Origin of the sequence: Paenibacillus sp. L3-i20 (assembly GCF_022180385.2) — a bacterium.
Classification (GTDB): domain Bacteria; phylum Bacillota; class Bacilli; order Paenibacillales; family Paenibacillaceae; genus Pristimantibacillus.
The window spans coordinates 1,956,043-1,981,438 of the sequence record NZ_BQME02000001.1 but is presented as its reverse complement, the minus strand read 5'-3'; the positions used below and the strand labels follow the sequence as shown (position 1 = coordinate 1,981,438).

Here is a 25,396-nt window from a genome sequence, read left to right as displayed (position 1 = left end):
ACTATATTCCTTGATTTCTTTTTTATAAGACCCATGGCTTTCTTACCAAAATAACTGCTTGAGGAAGCAATAACCAAAATCCCGAAATTGGCATCATAATGACGCCAATCAGTCCCACAAAACATTGTTACGATGCTTATCCCTATTGCAGTTAATCTCATGTTCTTTCGTTCTTTCGTTCTTTCGTTCTTGCACATTTGTACCATGCTCATTGCCACAACAATTATGACTACTCATCTCAGCATCATTTCACTTTACATTCCATCACGACACCTACAACTGGACCATTATCATCGATTGCCCCCGTTAATCGGAATCCGAATGATTCATATAATTTCATTGCTCGCTCGTTGTCTGGATGCAGACTCAAGTTTATTTTTTGAACTACATACTCCGCTTGCATATGATCGAGCAGTTCTCGAATAAATCGCTTCGCATATCCTCTTCCTTGATACCCTTGATCAATCATGAATCGATCCAGCCATATGCTGCCTTCAGATGCTAAATACCAGCCATACATCGCATAGCCAACGAGTACTTCTCCATCATATAATCCTACTGAGATACCTTTTCCTTCAAAAAGTGATTCTGCCATCGAAAACGAATTACTTTCAATAAAATGATCTTGCTTTTCTGCCACCTGCAAGGCAGCGACCGCACGCCAATTGTCTGCTGTTATTGCTCTTAGTTGTAAACTCATCATTCCATCTCACTTTCGATTCATTAACTGTCCTCCTCTCATTATAGACTTTTCGGGCATCGTTTAGAAATTCGGGATACCCCCTGTTCAAAGGGGTTGTGAATTTACCGAGCTTGGAGCCCATGTAGAACAGCTGGAAGACTGCATTATATTAAGCGAACCTGCTTATATTTTCGCTGTATTATTTGGACTTATCGTGAAAAATCGGCAGCTAAAAGTGTCCTTCATTTTATAAAAATCGTGGATTATTCATATAGATAACCCCTCTATAATTTACTATAATTGTAAGTGGAGTAATGGAACCACAATCGGAGGAAGAGCATGAAAACGAATTCAGCTCGGAAGGTATTCATTTATGTCATTGCAATTGTACTATCGATCATAGTTGTACTCCTATATTTTAGGTCGGATATTGTTACAGCTCCCTCTGATGATGAGGCGCAATTGCCTTCGTCAAGCTCCTCGCCGAATATAGTAGTTAATACAGAAAAAGGTGGTAATGAAGTGCTGCACTTAGATGACTTAGCGGTAGGGGAAAGTCGCGTTCTTACCGATCCCCAAATTCAGTCCATGTGGGGAGGAATAGATCCCCAATATTCACCAGACAATGCTGTTGCTGCTGTAGAAAACGCTTTGCCTCAGATCGAATATGAACAACTATTCCCAAAACGGATCGGAACGGAAGAATGGCAAACCATTGTCGATAGTGTGCCTGGTCTTAATTTTAAAACGGAGCAAGCCGACTATTTCTCGTATAGCAACTTAATTGCTGCCATTACGGACGTTGCGAATATCAAGTACAAGGTCGAATATCGGCAGGCAAATCCAACGCATAGTCGCATATACCGACTAGATAAAGAAACGAAAACAGAAATGCTCATTTACCAACATGCCAACTTTAAAGCATCTTACAATTTAACGATTCCTGTCATAACCCAAATTGAAGATTTTGGCTCCTTTATTAAAGAAGGTACTGTCACGAACAGAAAGCGTGAACTCGCAGCATTTTTAGCTAATATTTCTCACGAAACGGGCGGTGGCGGGCCAAACCCTCGTGGAGGAGTAAGTACGTGGGGATTATTTTGGAACGAAGAAATCGCCTATATGAACACAACAACCGTCAATTATGCCGAATCGCATAATGACTTTCCCCCAGTCGCGGGCAAATCCTATCATGGACGCGGTCCAATTCAACTGAGTTGGAACTACAACTACGGATTGTTCAGCAGCATTATTTATGGGACAAAAGATACGCTACTTGAGGAGCCTGAGCTTATAGTGAAGGACGGTAAGTTAGGTTTTATGACGGCTATCCTATTTTGGATGACACCACAGCCTCCGAAGCCATCTGCTCATGATGTGATGGTCGGTAACTGGACACCTTCGGAAACGGATATCACCAAAGGACTGACATCACCAGGCTTTGGCATCACCATTATGATCATTAATGGCAATCTCGAAGGAAACAATGACGAATCTGACCGTCGTATTAAACGTCGCGTGACCCATTATCGAGATATTACAGCTAGAATGGGCGTAAATATTGATGGTGAAAAATTGGATACAGCAGGTATGAGCCCCTTTTAGAATTAAACGCACCAACGAAAAAGGCTGACTCCTAAACGTTCAACCGATATGCATACCTTAGATGGATGCTTGCTGGGAACGCTTGGAGGTCAGCCTATTCTTCCTATTTAATCGCAATATAGATTTGTATTTCACTATTAGTTGGGTCAAAATTTGATCCATCATACAGCTCGAAATCCCCTGTATATGCTCTTTCCTCGGATGAATCCATATAGTACTGCCAAATGAAGCCCCATGCCTCAGCAACCACTTCGTATACTGGACCTTTCCTAGTCGTAAATACTCTGTACTTGCTTGCTGGAACAACCGCATATGCAACTCCATCACTCGCTGGATCTACGTTCACTTCATGTCCGAGAATGACGGTATATGCTCCTGTTGCATCACTTTCGTAGTCTGTATACAATCCATAGATTAGATGGGAATTTTGATTGTAAGGCTGTGCTGCCGTACCACCGCTAAAGTAAGTTTCCCATAGCTGCGGCAATCGTCCGTTTGACCCCATTTCCTCTGCATTAGTTGTTCGTGTGCTTACTCCAGCTATTTTTATCTCATGCTTTTCAATTGTATATGTGTTCATCTCTCTGCCTCATTTCCTATCGTTTGATCACAGTATACATAGGAAAAGTGGACATCTATCTGTCCACTTTGCAATAACGTTCTATAATTTTTTGTGCACGATTCACTAATTCCTCCGCGATATAATTCGGCTCCTCAACTTTAACAGACTCTCCATAACTCAGAAGCATCCCATAGAACCATTCATCAGCTACATATTGCCCCTTCACCTGAATCGAACCATCCTCTAGTATTGTGATCTGTTCAGGATGGAATGTATCAACAATTCGATAACGAACTTTGGGCTGAAATGTAATTACGACCTCTTCCTTTGTAAACTGCGACCATTGCTCATCCCATACATACCCATCAAGAGAGGGTGCAGGCCGCCGGACGAAATGTTGACCCATAATGCGTAAATGTTGAATACGCGATAATCGAAATACCCGAAAATTATGTCGCAAGGTGCAATACGCGTGTAAATACCATATGTTACTCTTCAAAATTAATACAACTGGCTCAATAACTCTTTGGCTCTCCTTACCGTTCATGTTTAAATAGCCTATTTCTACCAAGCTTGAGCTTTCAACAGCTTGCCTCAACATATTAACTTTTTCCCTAGCCGCAGTCCCTTGTCCCCATGGGTTAAAGTCAAAGACAATCCCAGTGCCTTGCTGCTCTGGATGTTCACGATCTACTTGATTTAGCTGTGTTTTAACCTTCTCAAGCAAGGAAGCAAACACATGATCATCCATCACTGTGTTAATGCCTCTAACTGCCGCAACAACAGCTTCTATTTCGTTCAACGTCAAATATTGACGGGCGATCGTATATTGTTCCATAATTTCGAATCCACCGGCTGTCCCTTGGTGCGCGACAATCGGAATACCAGATTGGCTTAACGTGTCCATATCCCGGTAGATCGTCTTCTTTGAAACTTCAAAACGTTCAGCCAGCTCTTTTGCACTCACCCGACCACGATTCAGCAATAATACCGTCATCGCTAGTAAACGATCAATTTTCATAAACAAATCCCCATTCAGAAGTCCTAACCATATATTTATAGTTTGAACCTTCTTCGGCCTACAAGCAACCTCCTTACGGAGCGTAGGTGAGGCGTAACTGATAAGCGCGATTCAGCAGCTTCGGAAATTAGAAGTGGATGGCTTTATTAAGGAGTCACGACAGACATGGGAACTCGCTGACGCATTAACGGACAATGAATGCAAATAGTGACATGCAGTCCGACTTTTTCGGTCTGCATCTTAATACTCACATCTATCTACCTACTAATTTGTAATATTTTTCTACAGATCATATCTAAAGTTCTATAAATATAGTAAATTATACATATAGATAACAGTTTTCCCGTTTACTATACTATTATTGCAATCAGATTCACCACTATGAGGAGGATGTGTATGAAGTCGAAATTGTTAGGCAAGGGCATTATTCGCTTTAGCGTCATAGTTCTGTCATCACTTTTAGTATTAACATCTTTGGAAGCGGTTACATTAAAAGTCTCAGCTAATGGAGGGCAACAGCAGGTGGCTTCACTAACCGCCACTACTTGGGTGGCAACCCAAGTGTATTTACCTGATCATCAAGTCTTCCATAACGGTAATGTGTACAAGGCTAAATGGTGGAATCAGGGAGATACTCCGGGTGCGGGTGATGCTTCTAGCTCCCCTTGGTTATTGCTTGGTCCAGGTACAGCTAGCGGCGGTAGTGGTGGTGGCGGTGGTAATGACCTTGCAGTAGGTCAAAGCCGTGTTCTGACAGATACTCAAATTACAGCCTCATGGGGCGGTATTGACCCACAATTTTCACCAGCTAATGCGGTAGCGGCAGTACAAGCCGCTTTGCCTCAGACGCAATATGAAGAATTGTTCCCAATGCGTATCGGTACCCCAGCATGGCATACTTTTGCCGCTAGTAAAACGTATTATAAGCCTGGCCAAACAGACTACTACTCCTATAGTAACTTGATTGCCGCAGTAACGGATGTTGCGAACATTAAGTATAAGCTTGAATATCGTCAAGGCGCTACTTGGAACAACCGTGTATTCCGTTTAAATAAAACAACAAAAACTGAAACATTGGTTTATCAAAATGCCGACTTTAACCAATCTTGGAACTTAAACGTTCCAATCGTCTCCAAAACAGTGGACTTCGGCTCCTTTATTAAAGAAGGCTCCGCGGTAAATCGTAAACGTGAGTTGGCAGCATTCCTTGCAAATATTGCACATGAAACAGGCGGAGGCTGGGCGACAGCTCCTGGCGGTGAACTAAGTTGGGGATTGTTCTGGAATGAAGAAGTTGCTTATATTAACTCAACAGCGACCAGCTATATTGCAGCACATGCTGACTTCCCGCCAGTTGCAGGCAAATCTTATCATGGCCGTGGACCGATTCAACTTAGCTGGAACTATAATTATGGTTTGATCAGTGGCATTATTTACGGAACAAAGGATACGCTGCTTCAAAATCCTGAACTTATTGTAAACGATGGAAAGTTAGGTTTTATGACAGCAATCCTGTTCTGGATGACACCACAACCGCCGAAGCCATCAGCACATGATGTCATCGTTGGAAACTGGACTCCTTCTGCAACAGATATTACGAAAGGATTAACGCCTGCGGGCTTTGGCGTTACTATTATGATCATTAACGGCAACTTTGAAGGCAACAAAGACGAAACCGACTACCGTGTTGGTCGCCGCGTAGGTCACTATCGTGACATCACTACTAAGATGAGTGTCTCTATTACTGGTGAAAAGGTGAATACGATTGGTATGAGCCCGTTCTAACAGGGATGTCTTAGAGCGAAGCTCTCAATAAGAGAATGAAATAAGCTGGCGCCGTATTCATTCCGACGTCAGCTTATTCTTTTGCACAGAAATGTCTGTTCCTTAAGTCTTCTCTCAAATAGTTATTACTATTTCGATGCTTTACGCTATTTTCAGCTCTTTTGACTCTATATCTTTACTACTCTCTCTACCAAACTGGTAGTAGTAAAAAATCATAGTGAGAACCTGCAGAACTGCTATAACCAAAAAGATATTGCTGAACACAAAACCACCTGATTGACTACCCGCTGGATTCCATAGCGTATCTGAACCTAGAGCGACCACCTTGCTTAATACGCCGGTCGAAATGCTTTGAGAAATGAAATTCAGCATGAAGAACAATCCCATCCCAACTCCAACTTGTTCTTTGGGCAACACTCTTGAGACTGAATTAGACAAAGCGATTAGTATAAAGGATTGCCCCACATTACCGAAAATTAAGAAGAGGGCAATAAATACAGCTGAGCTTGTCGTGAACGTTGAAAGCAACACAAAACATATCATTAACAGCGCTGATGAGAGATAAAACAAATAAGAGTTTCCTTTCGAATCTGCTAACCTGCCACCTCTTCTCCCCATGAGGGCAGAAGCTACAGCAGCAGGCACCATCACAAAACCAATCCAGCTAGAAGGAAGTTGCTGCACTGTTGAAAGCAGCAATGGACTTAGGAAATAGAGAGACAATCCCATCCCGTTTAATAAGAAAGTAATCGGAAGCACCAGCGTATATTTACGATTTTTGAATAAGCTAGGCTGAATGAATGGGTCCCCCGCTTTGCGAATTCGGACAATAAACAATAGGAGTGCGAGTAAACTACCCAGCATAATCAACCAAGATTCATTCGTAACTGACAGCAGTAATAAAGCTACCATTATTCCTAGCAGACTTCCGCCAATCCAATCAAACTTCCCCGTTGCCGTTCCTACATCATTGCCCAAATACTTACGATAAAACGGAATAGTCAATACAATCAGGAAAGGTACTGCGAACAACCACCGCCAATGAGCAACACTGACAATTACGACGGATATAACTGGTCCTAGTGCACTACCAATTGCCAAGCCAACTGCGGTCATGCCTAGTGCCGATCCTCTGCGCTCTGGCGCAAAGAAACGTATTGGAATGAGCATGGCAGTTGCCGGGATAGAAGCAGCTCCTAATGACTGCAGGCATCTCCCAACAAGCGCAAGCCAAAAAGTTTCTGATAAAAGTCCGATCAACGAGCCAAATACAAACATAAGCAACCCAAAAGTAAGTAAGTTTTTCAACTTAAATCGATCAGCAAGCTTGCCATAAGTAACCGTTCCAATAGCATAAATGAGCGCATATGCGGATGAGAACCAACTTACCTCTGCAATAGATAAATTAAATTCCTTACTAATATCAGGGAGAACGATGTTAAACATTAATGCACTCATCATCGAAATAATTAATGTAAACACCATGACCATCATCAACTTTTCACCTGTGCGTTGTAATTCTTTTGTATTCATTTTTCTCACTCCTAATTTGCCTGTCAGTACTTACTGTCATTATTTCTATTAAAAAACTAGGGAGTTAAAGCCCTAGTGAATAGATCTACACTTTCCGTTATGAAATCGTCCATTGTAATTGTCGGATAGTTACATTGCAGCCCTAGATCGTTTATAAATGCGCCAAAATTCGCCATCATAAATGAAAAGGCATCCATCTTTGGATTTCTGCTGATGACCTTGCCCTTCTCCGCCATATCAACGAAATAACTAGTTAGAAACTCCAGAAGCTGCTCGGGATGCTTCTTTGTTCGTTCTTTAAAACCTGGCAGGTTAATTTCTTCCTTCATACTAATCTGAATCATCTTCCGATTACGGTTCATAATTTCATGATACGTTCGGCAGATCAAGAGCAAATCCGTATGCAAGTCCCACACGAGTTTTTCTTGAAAAAGCTTTCTCATCTCTTCTGCATAATGATACCGATCGAAGGCATGCTCTAGAAGGTTCTGCTTACTTGTGAAGCGCCGGAACAATGTCTTTTCACTTAAACCAGCAGTTGCAGCAATTTCTAGCGTAGTAGCTCCGTTATAACCTTTTTCCGAGATCAGGCTAATTGCTGCCAGCATAAGCCGCTCATCGCTGCTTAACTTCGTGTCATTGCTCATTCACGTTCCGCCTTCCAAAATCAACTGTCAGTGATCACTGACATAATAATATCCCACTTATTAACCGCAGTCAATAACCAACTTTCCTAACGAAAAAAAGAGGCTGTCCCAGCATGCATGGCTATCGTTCAAACTGTGCAAGACATATGCTTCCGATCGTTGATCAATCCAAATTCCTTGATTTAGAAAGGTTATGGATGGAATTCGGATACAAAGGCGTACGCTATCGCTTCTCCAGCATATGTCTTACTCCGTTTGTTCTAGCCAGCAAAACTGTTTTGGAACAGCCCCTTTACGTTCCGTTATAAGATATTTTTGTTGTTATTTATAACGGAACGTAATTGTTTTATAACGTGATTCTAATTAATATTTTCCCTTGTTCATATTGAAAATATATATCGCCCTGATATTGCTCAACCGTTCTTTTAATAATCGTAAGTCCGTTGCCTCTCAAACCATCCCTATTATTTTGCGTTGTAAAACCGTACTGGAATAGTCTCTTCTCATCTTGGCTCGAAAGCTCTGCTGGATTCTCCACAGCGAATACGTATTTGGTCCCAAACGATTTACAAACAACCTGAATAGGTTCAGCATCCTCTTGCGGATTTGAATCCATCGCTTCAATGGCATTATCGATAAGATTAGCGAAAATTCTCACCAAATCCATAGATTCAACCCGACTGAAATCATTAAGATCGGTTTCGAAATGAATATGTATGTTTTTCGACTGAGCAAGCTCCCATTTACTTTGAAATAAAACCATTAGAACAGGATTTTTGATTTGTAATGATAAATCTAATCTTTTAGATTCTAATGCCATACCTCTTAAATAGTCTCTCGCTCGATCATACGATTTGATATCCATTAAACCATATAGTACTTGCAGATGATTTTTCAAATCATGTCGGCTTGATTTAATCGTGTCAATTATTTTGCCAAGCTCGGATATATACATCTTTTCTGTTTCTTTCAAATCATGCTTCATGCGGTTTTTGTACCATTTATTTAAGACAAACACAACAATCAACAGTGCTAAAGCAAATAATATATCGATAACAAAAATAAACATATTACTTTTTACAACTTGGCTGCTTACTGATTTTAATTCCTTCGCATCAATATCTATTCCCACGACACCAAGAATGTTACCATCGTCCCCGTAAAAAGGTACACCTACGGATAAGTAATAGCCACTATGATCGTCACCAATAATGCCCGTAAAGTAACTATGACCACCCTTTGCCCTTCTTACTTGTTCAGGTGGAACTGTGCACGATGAACCAAATAGAAACTCTTTTGTGTTCGGTGGCGTTGCGACTACTGTATTTTTGGAGACGTTACTTTCGTCCAACATTAACGTGTAAACATAGACCGCATTGATCCGATGGCGGTATTCCTCTAAGTAGTTCTTTGTTTTACTCCAGTTCTCATCCTTCTTTTTCGTTTTCAAATAGTTTTGATAGGCCTGTTTATCAATCCCACTGGCAATATCATCGGCAATTGCTATGTATTGCTTCGCAAGAGCAACCTGAGCCGATTTGTCGGTTGAATAGTAGGACACGACTAATCTAGAAATCGTAAGCAAACCTAGTACAAAAGATGAAACGATAATAAAAAATAGAATTCTTTTATGTGCATATAATTTCGTAAATTTCATGATTCCATTCCTTTTCTCTTATGCACTTAATCAAGCTTTAACTTCAAAATAGGTTCGATCGCTTCGAATATACTATCCACATTCAATTATAAGGAAAATTCGACCAAAAGGGCACTATTAATTTAATTTGATGGTGGTGTAGGGATGACTCACCTCTTGTCTTCAAAATCGTAGATTTGCAAACCTCTTATTCCCTTTGGAAACGGTTATTTCTGTGTGTTGTTTTTGTTATAAAAGTAAATATTATGAAATTACTCTGCTATAATAGTGGTTATTGCATCCAACCATACAAGGGAGTGACCTTATTATGTCAATCAAGGTTGTCTTATTTGATTTTGACGGCACACTTGCTGATACTCTACCACTATCATTTCATGCATTTAAAACCGTATTTAAACAGTACGATAATAGAGACGTTTCGAATGATGAGCTTGTTGCGATGTTTGGTCCCACTGAAGAAGATATCATTGACGGAAATTTTAGTGACAAGACTTTAGTTCAACAGGCTATTGAAGATTACTATTCCATATATGAGCAAGGGCATTTTGGCACATTTCAAAACGATCAGGAAATTATAGATTTACTGCAGTTTCTAAAAGAAAGTGGCCTCATAATAGGCGTAATTACTGGAAAAAGCAGACGAGCATTTCAATTATCCTCTGAAGCTTTAATGATGCAACGTTTTTTTGATATCTCTATTACAGGGGATGACGTTGATCGGGCGAAACCAGATCCAGAAGGAATCAACAATGCACTAAGCATACTAAACATCGATAAATCAGATGCAATATTTATTGGGGATAGTAATGCGGACATATTGGCAGGTGTAGCTGCTGGGGTGCGTACTTACGGCGTCCGCTGGTTGCCTACATACCAAAGTCCGGACTATGATCTTATGCCGGATGGTATCTTTAATCGTGTAGCTGAATTTCGTGAACTACTTGAGAAGGAGAACATACTCCATGGAAACTAAATGGTTAGAATGGGCCAAACACATTCAAGCGATCGCACAAACAGGGTTAACCTATGCCAAGGATGTGTACGACATTGAGCGGTACGAAGAGTTGCGTCATATTAGTGTCGATATATTAACCAACTATACCACGGTTAGTAAAGAAAAGATCAGTCTTTTATTTGCTAGTGAAATTGGCTACGCCACTCCTAAAGTTGATATTCGTGGTGTTGTTTTTAGAGACAATAAAATCCTTTTAGTCCGTGAAAAAGGTGATGGAGCATGGGCTTTACCGGGAGGTTGGGGAGATATTGGCTATTCCCCCTCAGAAGTAGCCGTGAAAGAAATCAAAGAAGAATCCGGATTTGATGTTACACCAACTCGCCTTTTAGCTGTACTAGACAAGAAGTTTCATAATCACCCACCTGAGCCCTATCATGTGTACAAATTTTTCATTCAATGTGAAATCATTGGGAGCGAAGCCGTGACTGGTATAGAAACAAGTGCGGTCGAATTTTTTGCCCATGATGATCTGCCTCCACTTTCTCTAGAGAGAAACACAATACAACAAGTTAAAACGATGTTCCAATTCCTTGAGGATCCCACGAAAGAAACGATTATTGATTAGGGTGTGCTCTGACTCCCTGCCTTCCCTACCTGCTATTGCACATTTATTGTTAACCAATTAATATTATTATTGGTTAACAATAAATGCAATGAGGGTGTGATTATTCGTGACAACCGATTACAAACGACTTGCTTCCTTAAATAAGGAATATGTATGGCATCCATTTACTCAAATGAAAGAATACAATCTATCCGATCCCCTTATTATTGAACGCGGGGAAGGTGTGACCTTATTTGATGTCCAAGGGCGTGCTTACTATGATGGTTTCTCTTCCGTTTGGCTTAATGTGCATGGGCATAACGTTCCAGAATTGAATCAAGCCATTATCGATCAACTGGGTAAGGTAGCCCATTCTACTTTGCTAGGAATGGCTAACGTACCAGCCATCGAGTTAGCTGCTAAGTTAGCCCAAATTACACCCGAGCGATTATCAAAAGTGTTTTACTCTGATTCAGGTGCAACTGGTGTTGAAATCGCGATCAAGATGGCATTTCAGTATTGGCATAATCGAGGATTAAAGAGCAAAACATCGTTTATTACGATGAATCAGGCTTATCATGGAGATACAATTGGCGCTGTAAGTGTTGGTGCAATTCCGCTATACCATGAAGTATTTCGTCCGATGTTATTCCCTTCTCATGTTATTCCTTATCCTAATGCATATCGGCATGAGGGCGGCGCTGAAGGGGCAAATGAAACAACGTTAAGGGCATTACGAGATTTACTCGAGGCAAGTGCCGAAGAAATAGCGGCCCTCATCGTAGAGCCAATTGTGCAAGGTGCAGGTGGCATCATTATTATGCCGCAAGGTTGTTTGCGTGAGATGGCAGCGCTTTGTCGTCAATATAATGTACTACTTATAGCTGATGAAGTGGCGACCGGCTTCGGACGGACTGGCACCATGTTTGCATGTGATCTCGAAGACGTATCTCCCGATTTGATGGTCATCGGAAAAGGGCTGACTGGTGGTTACTTGCCTGTAGCAGCAACGCTTGCAACAGATGAGGTATACAACGCTTTTTATGCCGATTATGAAGAGCAAAAGACGTTTTTTCACGGTCATTCCTTCACAGGGAATCCACTTGGCTGCGCTGTTGCTTTGGCTAGCCTTAAGTTGATGGAAGAACGCAATATGGTAGAACATGTAGTTTCCAAAGCGGACTTTGTAGCGCGAAAACTCGCAATTCTAAGGCATTTCTCACATGTCGGTGACGTTAGGCAACAAGGTTTAATGATCGGAATTGAGCTTGTACGCGATAAAGCTACTCGTGAACCCTATGATTGGGCAGAACGGATCGGTGTTCAAGTATGCCAAGTCGCAAGGGAGCTTGGCATGCTTACGAGACCACTTGGCAATGTTATTGTATTTATCCCCCCACTTTCTAGCACTGAGGCCGAACTTGATAAAATGACGGATATATTGGTAGAGTCGATTTTCACAGTTACTGAAAGTAGCGAAAATCTATGAGCCAAATACGTGGAATATTTGTAACAGGTACGGACACCGCCGTTGGTAAAACGATAGTAACAGCAGCTTTAAGTGCCGCCCTACGCACCGATGGTATGAATATAGGCATTTGGAAGCCTGTTCAGTCTGGTGCGTTACTAGGCAGCGGCACTACGGACGCAGAACTTCTGCTGAAATATACAGGAATCAACGAACTGCCCCAGATTGTAGCAACTTACTCATTTGAAGCCCCTCTTACTCCGCTCCTTGCGGCCAAAGAGGCTGGTGTGAGCTTCGAGTTGCACAATTTAGTAGTAGCTGGCACTGAGCTGCTGATGCGTTACGAGTCATTAATTATCGAAGGAGCTGGCGGTGTAGCCGTCCCTCTAACGAGTGACTATCTCGTGGCGGATTTCATTCGGGAGCTACAAATACCAGCACTAATTGTAGCTCGTTCTGGCTTAGGAACGATTAATCATACGTTACTAACCATATCCTACTTAAAGCAGCACAGCATTCCGATTATTGGCTTTATTTTCAACGATGGAGTAGAAATTGATAAGCATGACGACCCAAGTATCGCAACAAATGCAGCACTTATCGAACGTTATAGTGGTATAACGTTTCTCGGACAATTCCCTCACCTAAAGGGTGAAATAACTTCAAAACTATTGATTAATGCTGCCCGGGAACATATTCGATTGCCATTTATTAAAGAGATATTAGTCGAACAAGCCGTGAAAGTGCGGTGTGAATCATGAATTGGATGGAAAAAGAACTAAAGTCATTGAGAGATGTTTCATTAGAACGTATCTTGCACGATAACGCCCCTGCATTGGATCGCCCCGGTTATATACTCAGAGGGAATCGTTTGCTGCTTAATCTGGCATCTAATGACTACCTTGGACTTGCGCAACATCCGGCTATTGTAGAAACGATTAGAGAATCTCTTTTAACCGAAGGTGTTGGCTCACGCGCATCACGTCTAGTAACTGGTAATCGTACACCGTATGGAAAGCTTGAAGAGGAACTATCTAATTGGCAGCATAGTGAAGCATCACTTGTATTTGCCAACGGATATATGGCTAACACAGGTGTTATTAGTGCACTGGTAGGCCGAGACGATGTTGTTTTTAGCGACCAGCTAAATCATGCAAGCATCGTAGACGGCATACTGTTAAGTCGTGCTGAGCATGCGCGATATCGACATAACGACATGGAGCATTTGAGAACTTTATTGCAGAAGTATTCTCATAAACGACGCAAACTGATTGTGACAGATGCCATATTTTCGATGGATGGCAATGTAGCGAACTTACGTGAACTCGTTGCGCTCAAACAGGAATATGATGCCATGTTAATGGTTGATGAGGCGCATAGCGGTGGGATTTATGGAGAGTGCGGTGAAGGAATGTGCTTTCATCTTGGTTTACAAAATGAGGTTGATATACATATGGGCACTTTCAGCAAATCCTTTGGTGTATACGGCGCTTATGTTTGCGGCAGCCAGACGCTAATTCGCTATTTAATTAACAAAGCAAGACCACTCATCTACTCTACTGCGTTGCCACCTTCTCTTATAGCTGGCATCTCGACCGCATTAGCAATAGTCCAAGGGGAGCAATGGCGCCGTGAACGACTCTATGCGTTAAGCGATCTGTTTCGATCCTCACTCCAAAATGCTGGATTTAACGTTGGTACAGGGAATTCTCCTATTATCCCATTGATTGTAGGCGATAACGATACCGCACTTCGTTTCAGTAGAGTACTGGAATCAAACGGTATTAAAACAGTTGCAATCAGGCCGCCTACTGTCCCTAACGGCACAGCACGTATTCGCTTCTCCCTCTCAGCGGCTCATACTGAGAAGGAATTAGCAGATGCCGCTGCTATTATTTGCGCCACCGGGATTCAGCTAGGAGTGCTAAAACCATGAGTATAAAAGATGACAAACCTACTACTATAACACTTGAAAAAATCGGCACAATCATGTGGCTGACAGGATGGAGTCTACCAGACTCTGTATTTGATCAGCTTCGTTTGCTGCTTCCAGACTTTCATCATATATCCGCAGAATACAGCAATGCTAATTCTCCAGAGGAATTGCTGCCCATAACTGAAACTACGATTAGAAAGATAATAAGTCGAGATGAAGAAGCTCGTCCGGCAAAGCTAGAACATGAGCCGCTACTCCTTGCAGGTTGGTCGCTCGGCAGCTTATTAGCGCTGAAACTAGCAGCTAAAGGTTATGGAGATGGTCTTATATTATTTAGCGCAACCGCACATTTCACCCACTCTACAGAGATGAATATACACGGCTGGTCAGATGCTCATATTAGAGGAATGATACGTGGGATTCTAACAGATAGGGTTACGGTTGAAGCCCGCTTTCGGCAGCTCATGTTCATGGAAGAAGATTCGGAGTATGGTATTGTAACACTTCCACCGGCGGGCAGTTGGACAAGCTCAGCACTAATTGCTGGCCTTCAGATTTTACGAAACGAACAATGTTTGTCCGAGCTTCCTCATATTGATATTCCTGTTCTTCTTGTTCACGGGATAGAAGATAAAGTATGTCCTTATGATGCAGTCCTAGAAATTGTAGAGCGATTGCCACGAGCAACGTTAATTGCATTACCCAACTGCGGGCATGTTCCCTTCTTAGGAAAGGAAGCGCACATAGTTAAGGAAATAAGGGGGTGGTGGCATGATAAGCGATAGAAGCAGAGTTATTGGGCAGAAGTTTAGTCGCAGCGCTATCTCTTATGATGCCCATGCTCAAGTTCAGCGAATAATGGCTGATCAACTGACCAAGTCTCTCGTGAAATGGAGCAGCCAAGCGCTCGTAGAAACACCCGCTATACTAGAAATCGGCTGTGGTACCGGCACACTAACCCAAATCGTAATGAACAAATGGCATGAAGCAAAAATTACAGCAGTCGATCTTGCATCTGAGATGATCAAAGTAGCTAAGGAACGTGTTCTTTCAACAGATAATCAATGCGCTAGCACTGAAACATTAGATACTGTATGTGTTAATCAAAATGACAGAGCAGAGCGTGTTGATTTTATTCAAGCCGATATTGAAACGTGGGTAGTTGATGCTCCGACATCTTCGTTCGATATAATCATCTCAAGTGCCTGCTTTCAATGGCTAAGTAATCCTTTGGGGACATTAGTTCATCTTCACCGACTGCTAAAGCCTAATGGCTTGCTGTTATTCACTACTTTTGGACCCGATACATTTTGTGAAATGCATTATGCTTTTAATAAAGCCTATCGAGCTTACGGATTAGAGCCTCAGCGTCACGGGCTTTCTTTTTTATCGTTAGCCCAGTGGGAAATACTGCTGATGCAATCTGGCTATTCAAGTGTTTGTTATGACCGAACTATTCATGTAAAGAAATACGCTTCCGCTAGAGACTTTCTTCATTGTGTTAAAGCTATGGGAGCAAGCACATCAGAGGCAATTCCATTAGGCGGGCATAACTTGAGAAATCTATTTACTGCTATGTATAAGGAATACGAGGATACATTCAGCACACAGGGTGGGGTTACTGCGACATACGATCTCCTTTTGGTACAGTCAGAGACTACTAGTTAATCTTGCCTCTATACATGAAGTCACCAATCAGCTGAGTGAAATCACTCCAAACGCAGTATACAACAAACTTGAAGACCAAGATCACAATCCAAACCCTGAAATTGCACTTCAGGTACTCACTAGTTTTCTAAAATAGTTGCGAAGCATCAAACAGCCCTCATCTTGTTATTCAAGATGAGGGCTGTAAGTGGTTTGGATGGCAATCAGAGAAGTAATGTATAGCTAGTCTTTAAGCATATGGAACACTTGCTCAACATCTTTATCGCCGCGCCCTGACAGGTTAATAATAATAATTTGGTCCCTGCTCATTGTAGGAGCAATTTTCTTCGCATAAGCGACCGCATGTGCACTTTCTAGTGCAGGAATAATTCCTTCTGTACGTGATAGTTCCTGGAAAGCTGACAACACCTCTTCGTTGCTGACTGCCACGTATTCAGCTCGTCCAATTTCTTGAAGGTGACTATGCTCTGGTCCGACCCCTGGATAGTCTAATCCAGCAGCAATCGAGTAAGTTGGCTTTGGGTTACCTTCTTCATCAAGTAGAACTAAACACTTGAATCCATGGATTACACTCGGGACACCTTCCGTTAATGTAGGTGCTTGATCTGGCTCTACACCGATTAAACGAACCGAACTTTCGTCTAAATAATGAGCGAACGCACCAATTGCATTGCTCCCGCCACCTACACAAGCAATAACTGCATCTGGAAGGCGACCTTCTTTTTCTAAAATTTGACGTTTGGACTCCTCACTTACAATGGACTGAAAATGTTTCACCATCGTCGGGAAAGGATGTGGACCTACCGCGGAACCAAGCAAATAGAATGTCGTTTTATAATTTTGAACTAGATCGTTTAATGCTTCATCCACCGCATCCTTTAAGCGCCCTTGTCCTTTATGTACGGGTATAACTTTAGCCCCTAGCAACTCCATCCGAAATACGTTCAAAGCCTGACGCTTCGTATCCTCCGCACCCATATAAATGATGCATTCCATATTAAACATCGCACAAGCTGTCGCTGTCGCAACGCCATGTTGACCTGCTCCAGTCTCAGCAATAACACGTTTCGCTCCCATTCTTTTGGCAAGCAAAATTTGTCCAATAACGTTATTAATTTTATGAGAGCCCGTATGGTTCAAATCTTCACGCTTCAAATATATCTTTGCACCGCCCCACGCTTCCGTTAACTGAATAGCAAAGGTCAGCGGGTTATCACGACCTACATATTCACGTAAATAATAGCGTAGTTCTTGGTTAAACTCAGGGTCTTCTTTATATGTGTAAAACTGCTCGCTTAAATAACCTAATACTTCCTTTAATTCAGGAGGAATAAAGCTTCCTCCAAACTGGCCGAAATATCCTTCTTCATGTTCATTAGGACTTATTGTCACAACGCACACCCCAATCTATCAGAATGAATTCCTTCTCAATAGTATCATATTGGATGTGAAAGTTATTGACATACTCTGCCTCTCGTTCAATTAAAATTCATTCATTTACCTATACTTAGCTGTAATTCAGAGCTTTTTGTAAGAGCCAAACTTTTTGACCAATGTTAAATTTTGGTGTAAAATCCACACTGAATAGATGATTCTGCGCCTCGTATTTTAGACGTTACGTAATTATGAGGATATCAAACTTATTTCAAAAAACTCCGCATGGGAGTGATTGAACATACTTACCAATAGTGAAAAATCCGATTATCAACTCGTAATCGATGTTCAAAGTGGAAACTTTGACGCTTTTCGCAGCATCGTTCTGCGTTACTCCAACGCCTTGCTTTCTGTTGCTTTCAATATTGTTGGCAACTATCATGATGCTCAGGATGTCGTACAAGAAGCCTTTATTAAGAGCTACAATCAAATGCACACTTTAAATGACCCCAATAAGCTTGGCAGTTGGCTTTACTCCATTACCTTTCGAACGAGTCATGATTTTATAAGAAGAAAGAAGCCTACACTTCCATATAACGATAGTACCACCCCTAAAGCAGACAACGTTCATTCATGGCTTGATGGACATGTAATTCATGAAGCTATTTGGTCCGCCTTACATACACTTGATGAAAAAAATAAATCAGCCATTATACTTTACTATTTAAGTGATTGGTCGATGAAAGAAATCGGACAATTTATGAGTCTCTCCATTTCAGCAGTAGAAAGCCGTATACGACGTGCTAGAGAAACACTTAGACTCCACCTTGCCGAAGATTTTGAAACTTATTTCAATACATTTCGCCTTGGGCATCATTTCGAGCAAAAGGTAAGCGGACAGATCATAAAAGGAATGGGACACTTCTATATTCCCGCCACCAACAGGAAAAAGACGACCGATTGGTTCGTCCGCCACTTTCATTTAGAAATAAGTAAACACGGCAACCTGTTATTAGAGTTGGGGCATGAATTATATGTACTGCAATGCCATGGACACAGCCCTTTAGATACTCCTATTTTATCTTTTTCTATATCGAATGCAGAGCAACTATGGTTTCAATTAAGTAATAATGGCGTTATAGCTGATCCTATTCAACATGATGCATGGCTTGGGAAGCATTTTACTTTCTATGATCCGGATCACAACAAATATATAGCTGTAGATAATAATTAATCCTCCGTGACGGATTCCGCCGATAAGAAGCGTCTATATGTTGCACTGGATAAAGTGAGGAGTGATATACGTGATGTCAGATCAAGAAATGAAAAAAATGCAGCAACAACAAGTTGCAAAACCACCTATGCTTAAGAGGGTTCTGTGCAACTACTTGCCTGTATCGAATGTAGATCGAGCGTCAAAGTGGTATGCAGATACTTTTGGATTAACCATTAAAAAGCGTGAACCTGGTGGAGCTATTATTGTATTAGGAGATGGACAGTGGTTTTTCTTGCTTGAAGCAACGAATCATAGAAATGCAAACTTTATGACGAATCAATGGGACGGGGAAAACTATGAAATGTTCTCATTGACTTTCGAAGTCGGAAATATTGTGGAGCTTCATAAGAAGCTCCGAGAAACGGGGGTAGCCGTCGAACCGTTGCTTGACCTAGACGGATGCGGCTTGCAGTTCAAGTTCGTAGATCCTGATGGCAACAAGTTTAATGTGTGGCAAGATCCAAAGCCCGTTTAGAGTTATCCTCGCATCCCGAAATAACGATTGACAAGCACTATTTAGTAATTACAAAAGAGCTAGAACTTTTCAAAGAATCGAAGCGTATATATGTCATTTCTTATTTTTCATCAAGGAATGAAGTGAAGAACTGATCTAGCTGCCCAGAAAGTCTGAGCAGCTTCTTTATTAGCTCAAAATGTTTAACTAATAATACATTGCACCCAAATGTCGTTCATTGATTCTCAGATAAAACATGCACCTCATGGAGCAAAATTAAGTATTATTTCGAAAATGTTTGGGATTTGATAACAGAAGAAGTGTACTCCATCTCGGACGTACATTTGTTAGCAGTCGATGAGAAGGTAGCTACTTGTATTTATTTCTATCACTACATTAGCATAAACGCCTGATAATTTCCCCATGGCTTCTCATGGCTTCTCACGACCGCTGACATGCATATAGCTTACATCATCACCCGATATATATGCGTTGTTTTTTACGCATTAACTAATGCACTTGAAGTTGTTGACTTGCCTACTCCCACTGGCCCTGAAACGATATAAACGTTCTGCATGAACAATCTCTTTTCGCACCGTATTAAACCTTTTTCTAATAATACCTCTGTCTAACTAACCCAATGTTCCGGCCGTGTAAGTGACGAAGGCAGCTTTGTCGCTGCATCACCTTTTGCTGCGTTCATCTGCGCTTGGGTGAGAAACATACTTCTGCTAAGGTTCGCCCCTCTAATATCGGCATCTCGGAAGTCCGCCCCAATAAGGTCAGCGCCACTCAAATCTGCTCCCCTTAGATCAGCCGCAATGAAATACGCTCCTCTCAGGTTCGCATATTTAAGATCCGCACCTTTAAGTTTCGCACCGAATAATTGTGCCCCAGGTCCATATTGTTTCTTCCTGCCTTGCGAATTTTTCTGCCCTCGATGAGCTTTATCTCGCACTAGCTCACTAGTCTGCAATAGAAGCAGTTTGATATCCTCTCGGTGTGAAACGAAATCTACTTCTATTAAAGCGTCAGCACTGGATTCAGTGAGTTGCTCTGTTTTATTTAGCGCTAATCTCAGTTTATCGTGTATGGGTTGAGCTGCTTCTAACGTAAGTGCTTCGGATAAATACCAAAGCAGCTCATGCAGCTTCCACATGATCGGGAATACATCGTACATTTGCTTTGCAAAACTAGGCACCTCCCGCCAATCGCGTCCTTTGAAGGTATGTTGAGAAACCTTCTGCCCAGCGCCGAAGCAATCGTACACTGTGCAGCCACGAAAGCCCCGCTCCCTCAAACTAGTATGAATGCCACAACGGAAATCAGCTTTCAGGTTAGAGCAAGCATGCCCCGCATCTTTATTCAATGCAAAGTCTGCCGAAACTGCAAAGGGTAGCGCCACACAACATAAGCCAAAACATTTTTCGCAATCGGCTCGTAGATGTTGCCTATCCCCACTCAGGTCAGCATTTATATATTCATAGCTTTCCAAAATGATATAATCCCCTTTCACATAAGCAAATACGTATTCATCCATCGTTTAATCGTAAAAGAAATTTCATTTATAGGAATAGGTATTTTTTATATAAAATGATTTTTTACCTTCCATATTTAAACATATCAACGTCTCTTATACAACCCCGTCTGCACACGGCGGTAATCCTGCCGAGGCTTTCCACTTGGTCATTCCTTCGGTACCGGGATTCGGATTTTCGATGCCGCTGAGCACGCCCGGATGGACACCTGGTCGTGTTGCTGGAGTATTTACAAAGCTAATGGGACAACTAGGCTATGATCGATATGGTATTCAAGGCGGAGATACGGGATCATTTGTCGCACCAGAAATGGGTCAACAAGATGCTGACCATGTTATTGGTATCCATGTAAATGCCTTACTGACATTCCCCATCGGCGTGAAAATAATAAGCCCCTGTAAACCGCCCTGCATCAGCATGATTAAATATTCCCGCTTCGTAGAACTTATTTATGGCATCTAAGCTGTCATTGGGTTGCCAATACTGTGGATATTGCAGCGACGTAAGCGTCATTCTCATGCGACTTTGCATAGCAACAAATACAATTCCATCCTACTTCGTTACCCGATGCAACTCTCTGACTGCGCATACTCGCTCCTCTTCTTGTTGCAGATGATAGAGTGGCCCCAACATAAGGGAGGCATCAAATTTTTTATCAGATAATCCTTCCAAGTGTATAGCGTTCAGCACATGGAATCCATTAAATCTGGAGTAATAATCAATTACATTGTTCATCTGTCACAGCACCCACCTCTACTCGTTTTTTGAAAACAGAAAAAACCTATCGCCTGCAAAGAGGCGATAGGTTTAACCTTCGCGGTACCACTCTTCTTAAACGTTCTTTCTATTGTGTTTAACTTTATTAAATTTAAAAGAGTATATAATTTCCATATTTTTCTGTAAATACATAATTTTCTTAACCACCAAAAATTAGTTTATCCCTTTATCTTTTTCCACTCTAGCTTTATCAATCACAGCCGCAATGAATGGGTGCTTCGCATTAGTATAGGCTGATCGGTCATTATAATATATCTCTGACAGCTCTCTCTTCAACTGTGAATATTGCTCATGAGCATCGGCATGAGTTCTTAAATAGTCTCTAAACAGAATAAGATCTTCCCATTTCTGACTTCCGTATTCGTACACATGCAAATGGTGCGTTCCAGCATTCTTCTCGCCTTTTCTAAAAAATCGTCTGTTCGGAAATTGTGGGTGATACACATGCTCGTATCCAATACCCGCTAATGGTTCGATAAATTGTTCTGCCTCTACTAATTCATTGACTCCAACCATAAAATCTATAATTGGTTTTGCATCTAACCCATAAATAGATGTACTTCCAATATGTTCAATAGCTTTGACTTTCTCACCTAGCAGCTCCAAAATTAATTCTTTTTCTTGCTTATACATCACAGCCCAAGCTTTATTATACTCCTCAATAATAACGGATTTACTCATATGTAAGTCTACTTTTCGCTGTAGTTAACACGCCGGTACAGCCCCACTTTTCATAAGATATGCCCAGTCCTTGGCGTAACCGCTCCACCCAAATTAGTTCATTTCTATATGATGAAATAATATTTTCATGAATCATGTCCCATATATAAAGCTCTCTGTCGGTTTCATCAGGACAAAAGGTATTGATGCGCCTTTTTTCTTGGTGAAGTGCGATCTGGCATTTAATCTCATTTTCATAACCTTCTAGTTGAGCGTTTAGTTCTCTTATATTTAATTGACCGGACCAGGCAAGCTGCATCAGGAATGTTTTCTTAAACTCAGGTGGTTCTGGAGCAATTTGTGCGCATTTCCTTAGTTCTTCTCGACCAGTTTCGGTTATCGTATATATTTTTTTTGAAGGAGAACCTTCTTGTTGTTGTACCTCGTTCGTCACTAAACCTGTAGCCAGCATCTCTGCTAACGCTTTATAGATTTGATTGTTGTTGCCGGACCAATACATAAAGGGTGACTCTTGAATAATCTTTTTCAATTCGTAACCAGTTAACGACTTACTGCTGAGAATCCCTAGTATCGCAAAATTGATAGACATTGATTCACCTCATCATTCATTATCATACGTTAATAGTATCTTATATTCCAAAAAAAGACATCATACCTGTTTGGGATGATGTCTTTTCTCGTCTATAGTCGCTGAGAGTGCTTTGTTTCCCACTCTTCCTTTAATATTCCCATAATGATTCTGCTGTAGGCTTTGCCTTCTCTAAGTACTGCGGCTCGCATTCTGCCTTCTTCTTTGAATCCTACTTTTTTGTAGGCACCTACGGCAGCTTCGTTATATTCAATAACATCCAAACCTACTCGGTTTAAATTAAGCTCATGAAAGGCATATCGGAGAACCATTCTTAAAGCATCCGTCCCATACCCTTTGCCCTGATCAGTAGGATCACCAATTCCGATAGCGAGGCGTCCTGCTTGATTGTTCCACTCGATAGCGAATAAAGCGACAAAACCAATTAACCTGTCATCTTCTAACGTCCGCAGCATGAACTCCACATTATTATGACCACGATTACTGGATTCTTTTTTAGAATCGATGGCTTGTGGTACTGCAAAGTCTGTATCTAATCTTCTAAGATAATCAAAATCTTCCGAAAATCTAGCTATTCTCTCTGCATCACCCGGATATTGAGCTGTAAATCTTAGCTTTTCACCATGAAATAGACTTTTTCTGTTTTGTGTTTGTGTCATGAAAACTCTCCTTATTGTTTATTCGCTGCTCACCTCTATACAACTTCTCGACCTATTTATAACTGCACTCATTGGCTTAATCCCCTTGTATGTTAATGTACGTACATGTACCTCAATAGTATCTTGCTCTTAGCCCTTCGGCTTAAGTGATCATATCATAATCAACTTGGAGTTTATTGGTACAGGAATGATATAATTAAACTATACCAAGTCACCTTGATCGGAGGAGCAACCTTGTTTCGAATCATGATTGTAGAAGACGATGAAAAAATCAGAAAAATCGTAGCTGACACACTTCGGAAATGGCAATATGATGTCGTCGAAGTGACCTCCTTCGAGGAAGTTATGGATGATTTCATAACTGTCCAGCCTCATTTAGTGTTGCTAGACATAAACCTTCCATTGTTTGATGGATTTTATTGGTGCCAGCAAATCCGTTCCATTTCCAAAGTACCTATCATCTTCATATCATCACGAAATCAAAATATGGATGTTATTATGGCGATCAATATGGGCGGCGATGACTTCGTTCAAAAACCTTTTGATCTCGGCGTTCTCGTAGCGAAAGTGAGTGCACTATTACGTCGCAACTATACGTACCAAGATGAAAGTCTTCAATTGGCTCACCGTCGCCTTATATTTCATCTATCCAACTCCTCTGTTCAATATGGTGACCATACAACGGAGCTGACGCGGAATGAATTTATCGTTTTACAAACGATGATGCGGAATATTGGAAAAATCGTCTCACGTGACGATTTGATGCAAGTCCTTTGGAACGACGAGCAGTTTATTGATGACAATACGCTGACGGTCAACGTTAATCGCCTCCGCCGCAAAATAGCCGTATTAGGCATCGAAGATTTCATCGTCACCCGCAAAGGAATGGGGTATATCATCGAATGAGATTTTGGAGATTCCTCACATATGAAAGACCATACCTCTACATATATTTCGTAGCATTCCTTCTAACGATAATGGTGTTTGCTATCGATCCTGAGTATTCATGGCGATGGCAAACGTTTTTATTTGCACTAATTCTTATTCTGTTGTTGCTAACAGCATTTTTTATCCATCGTTATCTGAAAACGATACAAGCTATACGCAACATGCATAACGAAGATGCTGAGCCACTTTCGCTCGAATCCGAAGCTTATTACGAATCTATGGAACAACTGCACTCTTCACATATACGTGCACTAAATGAGGTTCAAGCCAAACAAAAGGAACATTATGATTTTATCGTATCTTGGTTTCACGAAATTAAGACACCTATCGCCGTCCTTCGATTGATGCAGCAAACAGAAGTTGATCCCAAAAGCTTAGAAGAAGAAGTATCCCGCATCGAGCACTATGTGGATCAAGCACTATATTATGCTAAGCTAGATAGCTTTAGCCAAGACTATGAAATTATCAACTGCGATTTAGAACTACTGGTAAAAAAGGTCGTTAAATTACATTCCAAAACGTTCATTTCCAAAAAAATAAAAATCAAATTGGACGCCCCGTCCACGATTGTCCAAAGCGACTCTAAATGGCTGTTATTTATCGTCAACCAAATTGTTTCGAACAGTTTGAAATATTCGAATGACCATGGTGAAATTTCCATCACAACACGGGTGACCAAGCAAGAAAAACTACTCATCATACATGATAATGGAATTGGAATTGATTCAAAGGATTTGCCGCGCATTTTCAATCGGGGTTTTACAGGATCCAATGGACGTACACACACGAAATCAACAGGTATGGGATTGTATCTGGCTCAAGAACTATCGAAGAAGCTGGGGCATTATATTACATGCGATTCAACGGTCGGCAGCTTTACAACCTTCGCCATCCATTTCCCCAAAAATCATGATCCTTACCTGAGCATGCTGCAACATAACAAACAAACGCAATAACCTATACTGGTTATTGCGTTT

General features: G+C 41.3%; 27 protein-coding genes. 14 read left to right on the top strand and 13 right to left on the bottom strand.

What is annotated here, in order from left to right; genetic code table 11:
• Window positions 1-22: 22 nt before the first annotated feature.
• On the bottom strand, window positions 23-118 hold the full coding sequence (locus tag MFF31_RS25395; RefSeq protein ID WP_375541283.1) for a DUF6463 family protein: 96 nt from the start codon (window positions 116-118) through the stop codon (window positions 23-25).
• Window positions 119-244: 126 nt separating this feature from the next.
• Window positions 245-700, bottom strand: coding sequence for a GNAT family N-acetyltransferase (locus MFF31_RS09320; protein WP_238188547.1), 456 nt, complete (start codon window positions 698-700; stop codon window positions 245-247).
• Between the two features lie 321 nt (window positions 701-1,021).
• Between MFF31_RS09320 and MFF31_RS09315 the strand changes: the two genes are divergently transcribed.
• Window positions 1,022-2,287: a chitinase gene (locus MFF31_RS09315; RefSeq protein ID WP_238187739.1), complete on the top strand. Its 1,266-nt coding sequence runs from the start codon at window positions 1,022-1,024 to the stop codon at window positions 2,285-2,287.
• A 103-nt stretch (window positions 2,288-2,390) separates the two neighbouring features.
• On the opposite strand, the gene MFF31_RS09310 is transcribed toward MFF31_RS09315, so the two are convergent.
• On the bottom strand, window positions 2,391-2,867 hold the full coding sequence (locus MFF31_RS09310; RefSeq protein ID WP_238187738.1) for a GyrI-like domain-containing protein: 477 nt from the start codon (window positions 2,865-2,867) through the stop codon (window positions 2,391-2,393).
• A 55-nt stretch (window positions 2,868-2,922) separates the two neighbouring features.
• The gene (locus MFF31_RS09305; protein ID WP_238187737.1) at window positions 2,923-3,870 is read right to left on the bottom strand and encodes a helix-turn-helix transcriptional regulator; all 948 of its coding nucleotides are present in this window, start codon (window positions 3,868-3,870) and stop codon (window positions 2,923-2,925) included.
• A 396-nt stretch (window positions 3,871-4,266) separates the two neighbouring features.
• On the opposite strand from MFF31_RS09305, the gene MFF31_RS09300 reads away from it, so the two are divergent.
• Complete coding sequence (locus tag MFF31_RS09300; RefSeq protein ID WP_238187736.1) at window positions 4,267-5,655, top strand: glycoside hydrolase family 19 protein; 1,389 nt, start codon at window positions 4,267-4,269, stop codon at window positions 5,653-5,655.
• A gap of 141 nt (window positions 5,656-5,796) precedes the next feature.
• Here MFF31_RS09300 and MFF31_RS09295 read toward each other — a convergent pair whose 3' ends face one another.
• From MFF31_RS09295 to MFF31_RS09285, 3 genes are all read right to left on the bottom strand, one after another.
• The gene (locus MFF31_RS09295) at window positions 5,797-7,188 is read right to left on the bottom strand and encodes an MFS transporter (protein ID WP_238187735.1); all 1,392 of its coding nucleotides are present in this window, start codon (window positions 7,186-7,188) and stop codon (window positions 5,797-5,799) included.
• A 56-nt stretch (window positions 7,189-7,244) separates the two neighbouring features.
• Window positions 7,245-7,835: a TetR/AcrR family transcriptional regulator gene (locus MFF31_RS09290; RefSeq protein WP_238187734.1), complete on the bottom strand. Its 591-nt coding sequence runs from the start codon at window positions 7,833-7,835 to the stop codon at window positions 7,245-7,247.
• A 346-nt stretch (window positions 7,836-8,181) separates the two neighbouring features.
• A complete protein-coding gene (locus tag MFF31_RS09285) occupies window positions 8,182-9,492 on the bottom strand; it encodes a GHKL domain-containing protein (protein ID WP_238187733.1) in 1,311 nt (436 codons plus the stop codon).
• Window positions 9,493-9,799: 307 nt separating this feature from the next.
• On the opposite strand from MFF31_RS09285, the gene MFF31_RS09280 reads away from it, so the two are divergent.
• From MFF31_RS09280 to bioC, 7 genes are all read left to right on the top strand, one after another.
• A complete protein-coding gene (locus MFF31_RS09280; protein WP_238187732.1) occupies window positions 9,800-10,465 on the top strand; it encodes an HAD family hydrolase in 666 nt (221 codons plus the stop codon).
• Entirely contained in the window at window positions 10,455-11,072 is a 618-nt protein-coding gene (locus MFF31_RS09275; protein ID WP_238187731.1) for an NUDIX hydrolase, read from the top strand. The genes MFF31_RS09280 and MFF31_RS09275 overlap by 11 nt, the downstream gene beginning before the upstream one ends.
• Window positions 11,073-11,178: 106 nt before the next feature.
• Window positions 11,179-12,540 (top strand): adenosylmethionine--8-amino-7-oxononanoate transaminase, encoded by a 1,362-nt coding sequence (bioA, locus tag MFF31_RS09270; RefSeq protein WP_238187730.1) that lies wholly within the window; start codon window positions 11,179-11,181, stop codon window positions 12,538-12,540.
• A complete protein-coding gene (gene bioD / locus MFF31_RS09265; protein ID WP_238187729.1) occupies window positions 12,537-13,280 on the top strand; it encodes a dethiobiotin synthase in 744 nt (247 codons plus the stop codon). The genes bioA and bioD overlap by 4 nt, the downstream gene beginning before the upstream one ends.
• The gene (gene bioF, locus MFF31_RS09260) at window positions 13,277-14,455 is read left to right on the top strand and encodes an 8-amino-7-oxononanoate synthase (protein WP_238187728.1); all 1,179 of its coding nucleotides are present in this window, start codon (window positions 13,277-13,279) and stop codon (window positions 14,453-14,455) included. The genes bioD and bioF overlap by 4 nt, the downstream gene beginning before the upstream one ends.
• Window positions 14,452-15,240, top strand: a complete 789-nt coding sequence (locus MFF31_RS09255; protein ID WP_238187727.1) for an alpha/beta hydrolase — start codon at window positions 14,452-14,454, stop codon at window positions 15,238-15,240. Before bioF ends, MFF31_RS09255 begins: the two co-directional genes overlap by 4 nt.
• Window positions 15,227-16,123: a malonyl-ACP O-methyltransferase BioC gene (gene bioC, locus MFF31_RS09250; RefSeq protein ID WP_238187726.1), complete on the top strand. Its 897-nt coding sequence runs from the start codon at window positions 15,227-15,229 to the stop codon at window positions 16,121-16,123. The genes MFF31_RS09255 and bioC overlap by 14 nt, the downstream gene beginning before the upstream one ends.
• A 222-nt stretch (window positions 16,124-16,345) precedes the next feature.
• Here bioC and trpB read toward each other — a convergent pair whose 3' ends face one another.
• Window positions 16,346-17,509, bottom strand: coding sequence for a tryptophan synthase subunit beta (gene trpB, locus MFF31_RS09245; RefSeq protein WP_238188546.1), 1,164 nt, complete (start codon window positions 17,507-17,509; stop codon window positions 16,346-16,348).
• A gap of 283 nt (window positions 17,510-17,792) precedes the next feature.
• Here trpB and MFF31_RS09240 point away from each other — a divergent pair, with 283 nt between their 5' ends.
• Window positions 17,793-18,731 carry a sigma-70 family RNA polymerase sigma factor gene (locus MFF31_RS09240; protein ID WP_238187725.1) on the top strand — a complete coding sequence of 313 codons (939 nt, stop codon included), beginning with the start codon at window positions 17,793-17,795 and terminating at the stop codon, window positions 18,729-18,731.
• Between the two features lie 73 nt (window positions 18,732-18,804).
• Complete coding sequence (locus MFF31_RS09235; RefSeq protein ID WP_238187724.1) at window positions 18,805-19,248, top strand: VOC family protein; 444 nt, start codon at window positions 18,805-18,807, stop codon at window positions 19,246-19,248.
• Window positions 19,249-19,855: 607 nt separating this feature from the next.
• Here MFF31_RS09235 and MFF31_RS09230 read toward each other — a convergent pair.
• Window positions 19,856-20,725 carry a pentapeptide repeat-containing protein gene (locus MFF31_RS09230; protein ID WP_238188545.1) on the bottom strand — a complete coding sequence of 290 codons (870 nt, stop codon included), beginning with the start codon at window positions 20,723-20,725 and terminating at the stop codon, window positions 19,856-19,858.
• Between the two features lie 184 nt (window positions 20,726-20,909).
• Here MFF31_RS09230 and MFF31_RS09225 point away from each other — a divergent pair, with 184 nt between their 5' ends.
• On the top strand, window positions 20,910-21,227 hold the full coding sequence (locus MFF31_RS09225) for a hypothetical protein (protein ID WP_248565438.1): 318 nt from the start codon (window positions 20,910-20,912) through the stop codon (window positions 21,225-21,227).
• Window positions 21,228-21,317: 90 nt separating this feature from the next.
• Here MFF31_RS09225 and MFF31_RS09220 read toward each other — a convergent pair whose 3' ends face one another.
• The 4 genes from MFF31_RS09220 to MFF31_RS09205 all read right to left on the bottom strand — a co-directional run bounded on the left by MFF31_RS09220 (window position 21,318) and on the right by MFF31_RS09205 (window position 23,471).
• Window positions 21,318-21,500, bottom strand: a complete 183-nt coding sequence (locus tag MFF31_RS09220) for a class I SAM-dependent methyltransferase (RefSeq protein WP_238187722.1) — start codon at window positions 21,498-21,500, stop codon at window positions 21,318-21,320.
• Window positions 21,501-21,695: 195 nt separating this feature from the next.
• Window positions 21,696-22,223: a GrpB family protein gene (locus tag MFF31_RS09215; RefSeq protein WP_238187721.1), complete on the bottom strand. Its 528-nt coding sequence runs from the start codon at window positions 22,221-22,223 to the stop codon at window positions 21,696-21,698.
• Window positions 22,216-22,812, bottom strand: coding sequence for a PadR family transcriptional regulator (locus MFF31_RS09210; RefSeq protein ID WP_238187720.1), 597 nt, complete (start codon window positions 22,810-22,812; stop codon window positions 22,216-22,218). The genes MFF31_RS09215 and MFF31_RS09210 overlap by 8 nt, the downstream gene beginning before the upstream one ends.
• 92 nt (window positions 22,813-22,904) lie before the next feature.
• Window positions 22,905-23,471: a GNAT family N-acetyltransferase gene (locus tag MFF31_RS09205; RefSeq protein WP_238187719.1), complete on the bottom strand. Its 567-nt coding sequence runs from the start codon at window positions 23,469-23,471 to the stop codon at window positions 22,905-22,907.
• A gap of 234 nt (window positions 23,472-23,705) precedes the next feature.
• Here MFF31_RS09205 and MFF31_RS09200 point away from each other — a divergent pair, with 234 nt between their 5' ends.
• Together MFF31_RS09200 and MFF31_RS09195 are read left to right on the top strand one after the other, a co-directional pair.
• The gene (locus MFF31_RS09200; protein WP_238187718.1) at window positions 23,706-24,377 is read left to right on the top strand and encodes a response regulator transcription factor; all 672 of its coding nucleotides are present in this window, start codon (window positions 23,706-23,708) and stop codon (window positions 24,375-24,377) included.
• A 71-nt stretch (window positions 24,378-24,448) separates the two neighbouring features.
• A complete protein-coding gene (locus tag MFF31_RS09195; protein ID WP_248565437.1) occupies window positions 24,449-25,375 on the top strand; it encodes a sensor histidine kinase in 927 nt (308 codons plus the stop codon).
• The last annotated feature ends 21 nt before the right edge of the window (window positions 25,376-25,396 follow it).

What these genes read in the sequence shown, in the direction of transcription:
- MFF31_RS09295 (WP_238187735.1), bottom strand. Translation starts at nt 7,188, where the DNA reads ATGAATACAAAAGAATTACAACGCACAGGTGAAAAGTTGATGATGGTC.
- MFF31_RS09310 (WP_238187738.1), bottom strand. Translation starts at nt 2,867, where the DNA reads ATGAACACATATACAATTGAAAAGCATGAGATAAAAATAGCTGGAGTA.
- MFF31_RS09235 (WP_238187724.1), top strand. Translation starts at nt 18,805, where the DNA reads ATGTCAGATCAAGAAATGAAAAAAATGCAGCAACAACAAGTTGCAAAA.
- MFF31_RS09320 (WP_238188547.1), bottom strand. Translation starts at nt 700, where the DNA reads ATGAGTTTACAACTAAGAGCAATAACAGCAGACAATTGGCGTGCGGTC.
- MFF31_RS09290 (WP_238187734.1), bottom strand. Translation starts at nt 7,835, where the DNA reads ATGAGCAATGACACGAAGTTAAGCAGCGATGAGCGGCTTATGCTGGCA.
- MFF31_RS09315 (WP_238187739.1), top strand. Translation starts at nt 1,022, where the DNA reads ATGAAAACGAATTCAGCTCGGAAGGTATTCATTTATGTCATTGCAATT.
- MFF31_RS09280 (WP_238187732.1), top strand. Translation starts at nt 9,800, where the DNA reads ATGTCAATCAAGGTTGTCTTATTTGATTTTGACGGCACACTTGCTGAT.
- MFF31_RS09285 (WP_238187733.1), bottom strand. Translation starts at nt 9,492, where the DNA reads ATGAAATTTACGAAATTATATGCACATAAAAGAATTCTATTTTTTATT.
- bioC (WP_238187726.1), top strand. Translation starts at nt 15,227, where the DNA reads ATGATAAGCGATAGAAGCAGAGTTATTGGGCAGAAGTTTAGTCGCAGC.
- MFF31_RS09300 (WP_238187736.1), top strand. Translation starts at nt 4,267, where the DNA reads ATGAAGTCGAAATTGTTAGGCAAGGGCATTATTCGCTTTAGCGTCATA.
- bioF (WP_238187728.1), top strand. Translation starts at nt 13,277, where the DNA reads ATGAATTGGATGGAAAAAGAACTAAAGTCATTGAGAGATGTTTCATTA.
- MFF31_RS09210 (WP_238187720.1), bottom strand. Translation starts at nt 22,812, where the DNA reads ATGTCTATCAATTTTGCGATACTAGGGATTCTCAGCAGTAAGTCGTTA.
- bioD (WP_238187729.1), top strand. Translation starts at nt 12,537, where the DNA reads ATGAGCCAAATACGTGGAATATTTGTAACAGGTACGGACACCGCCGTT.
- MFF31_RS09255 (WP_238187727.1), top strand. Translation starts at nt 14,452, where the DNA reads ATGAGTATAAAAGATGACAAACCTACTACTATAACACTTGAAAAAATC.
- MFF31_RS09305 (WP_238187737.1), bottom strand. Translation starts at nt 3,870, where the DNA reads ATGAAAATTGATCGTTTACTAGCGATGACGGTATTATTGCTGAATCGT.
- MFF31_RS09205 (WP_238187719.1), bottom strand. Translation starts at nt 23,471, where the DNA reads ATGACACAAACACAAAACAGAAAAAGTCTATTTCATGGTGAAAAGCTA.
- MFF31_RS09220 (WP_238187722.1), bottom strand. Translation starts at nt 21,500, where the DNA reads ATGAACAATGTAATTGATTATTACTCCAGATTTAATGGATTCCATGTG.
- MFF31_RS09275 (WP_238187731.1), top strand. Translation starts at nt 10,455, where the DNA reads ATGGAAACTAAATGGTTAGAATGGGCCAAACACATTCAAGCGATCGCA.
- MFF31_RS09195 (WP_248565437.1), top strand. Translation starts at nt 24,449, where the DNA reads ATGGTGTTTGCTATCGATCCTGAGTATTCATGGCGATGGCAAACGTTT.
- MFF31_RS09215 (WP_238187721.1), bottom strand. Translation starts at nt 22,223, where the DNA reads ATGAGTAAATCCGTTATTATTGAGGAGTATAATAAAGCTTGGGCTGTG.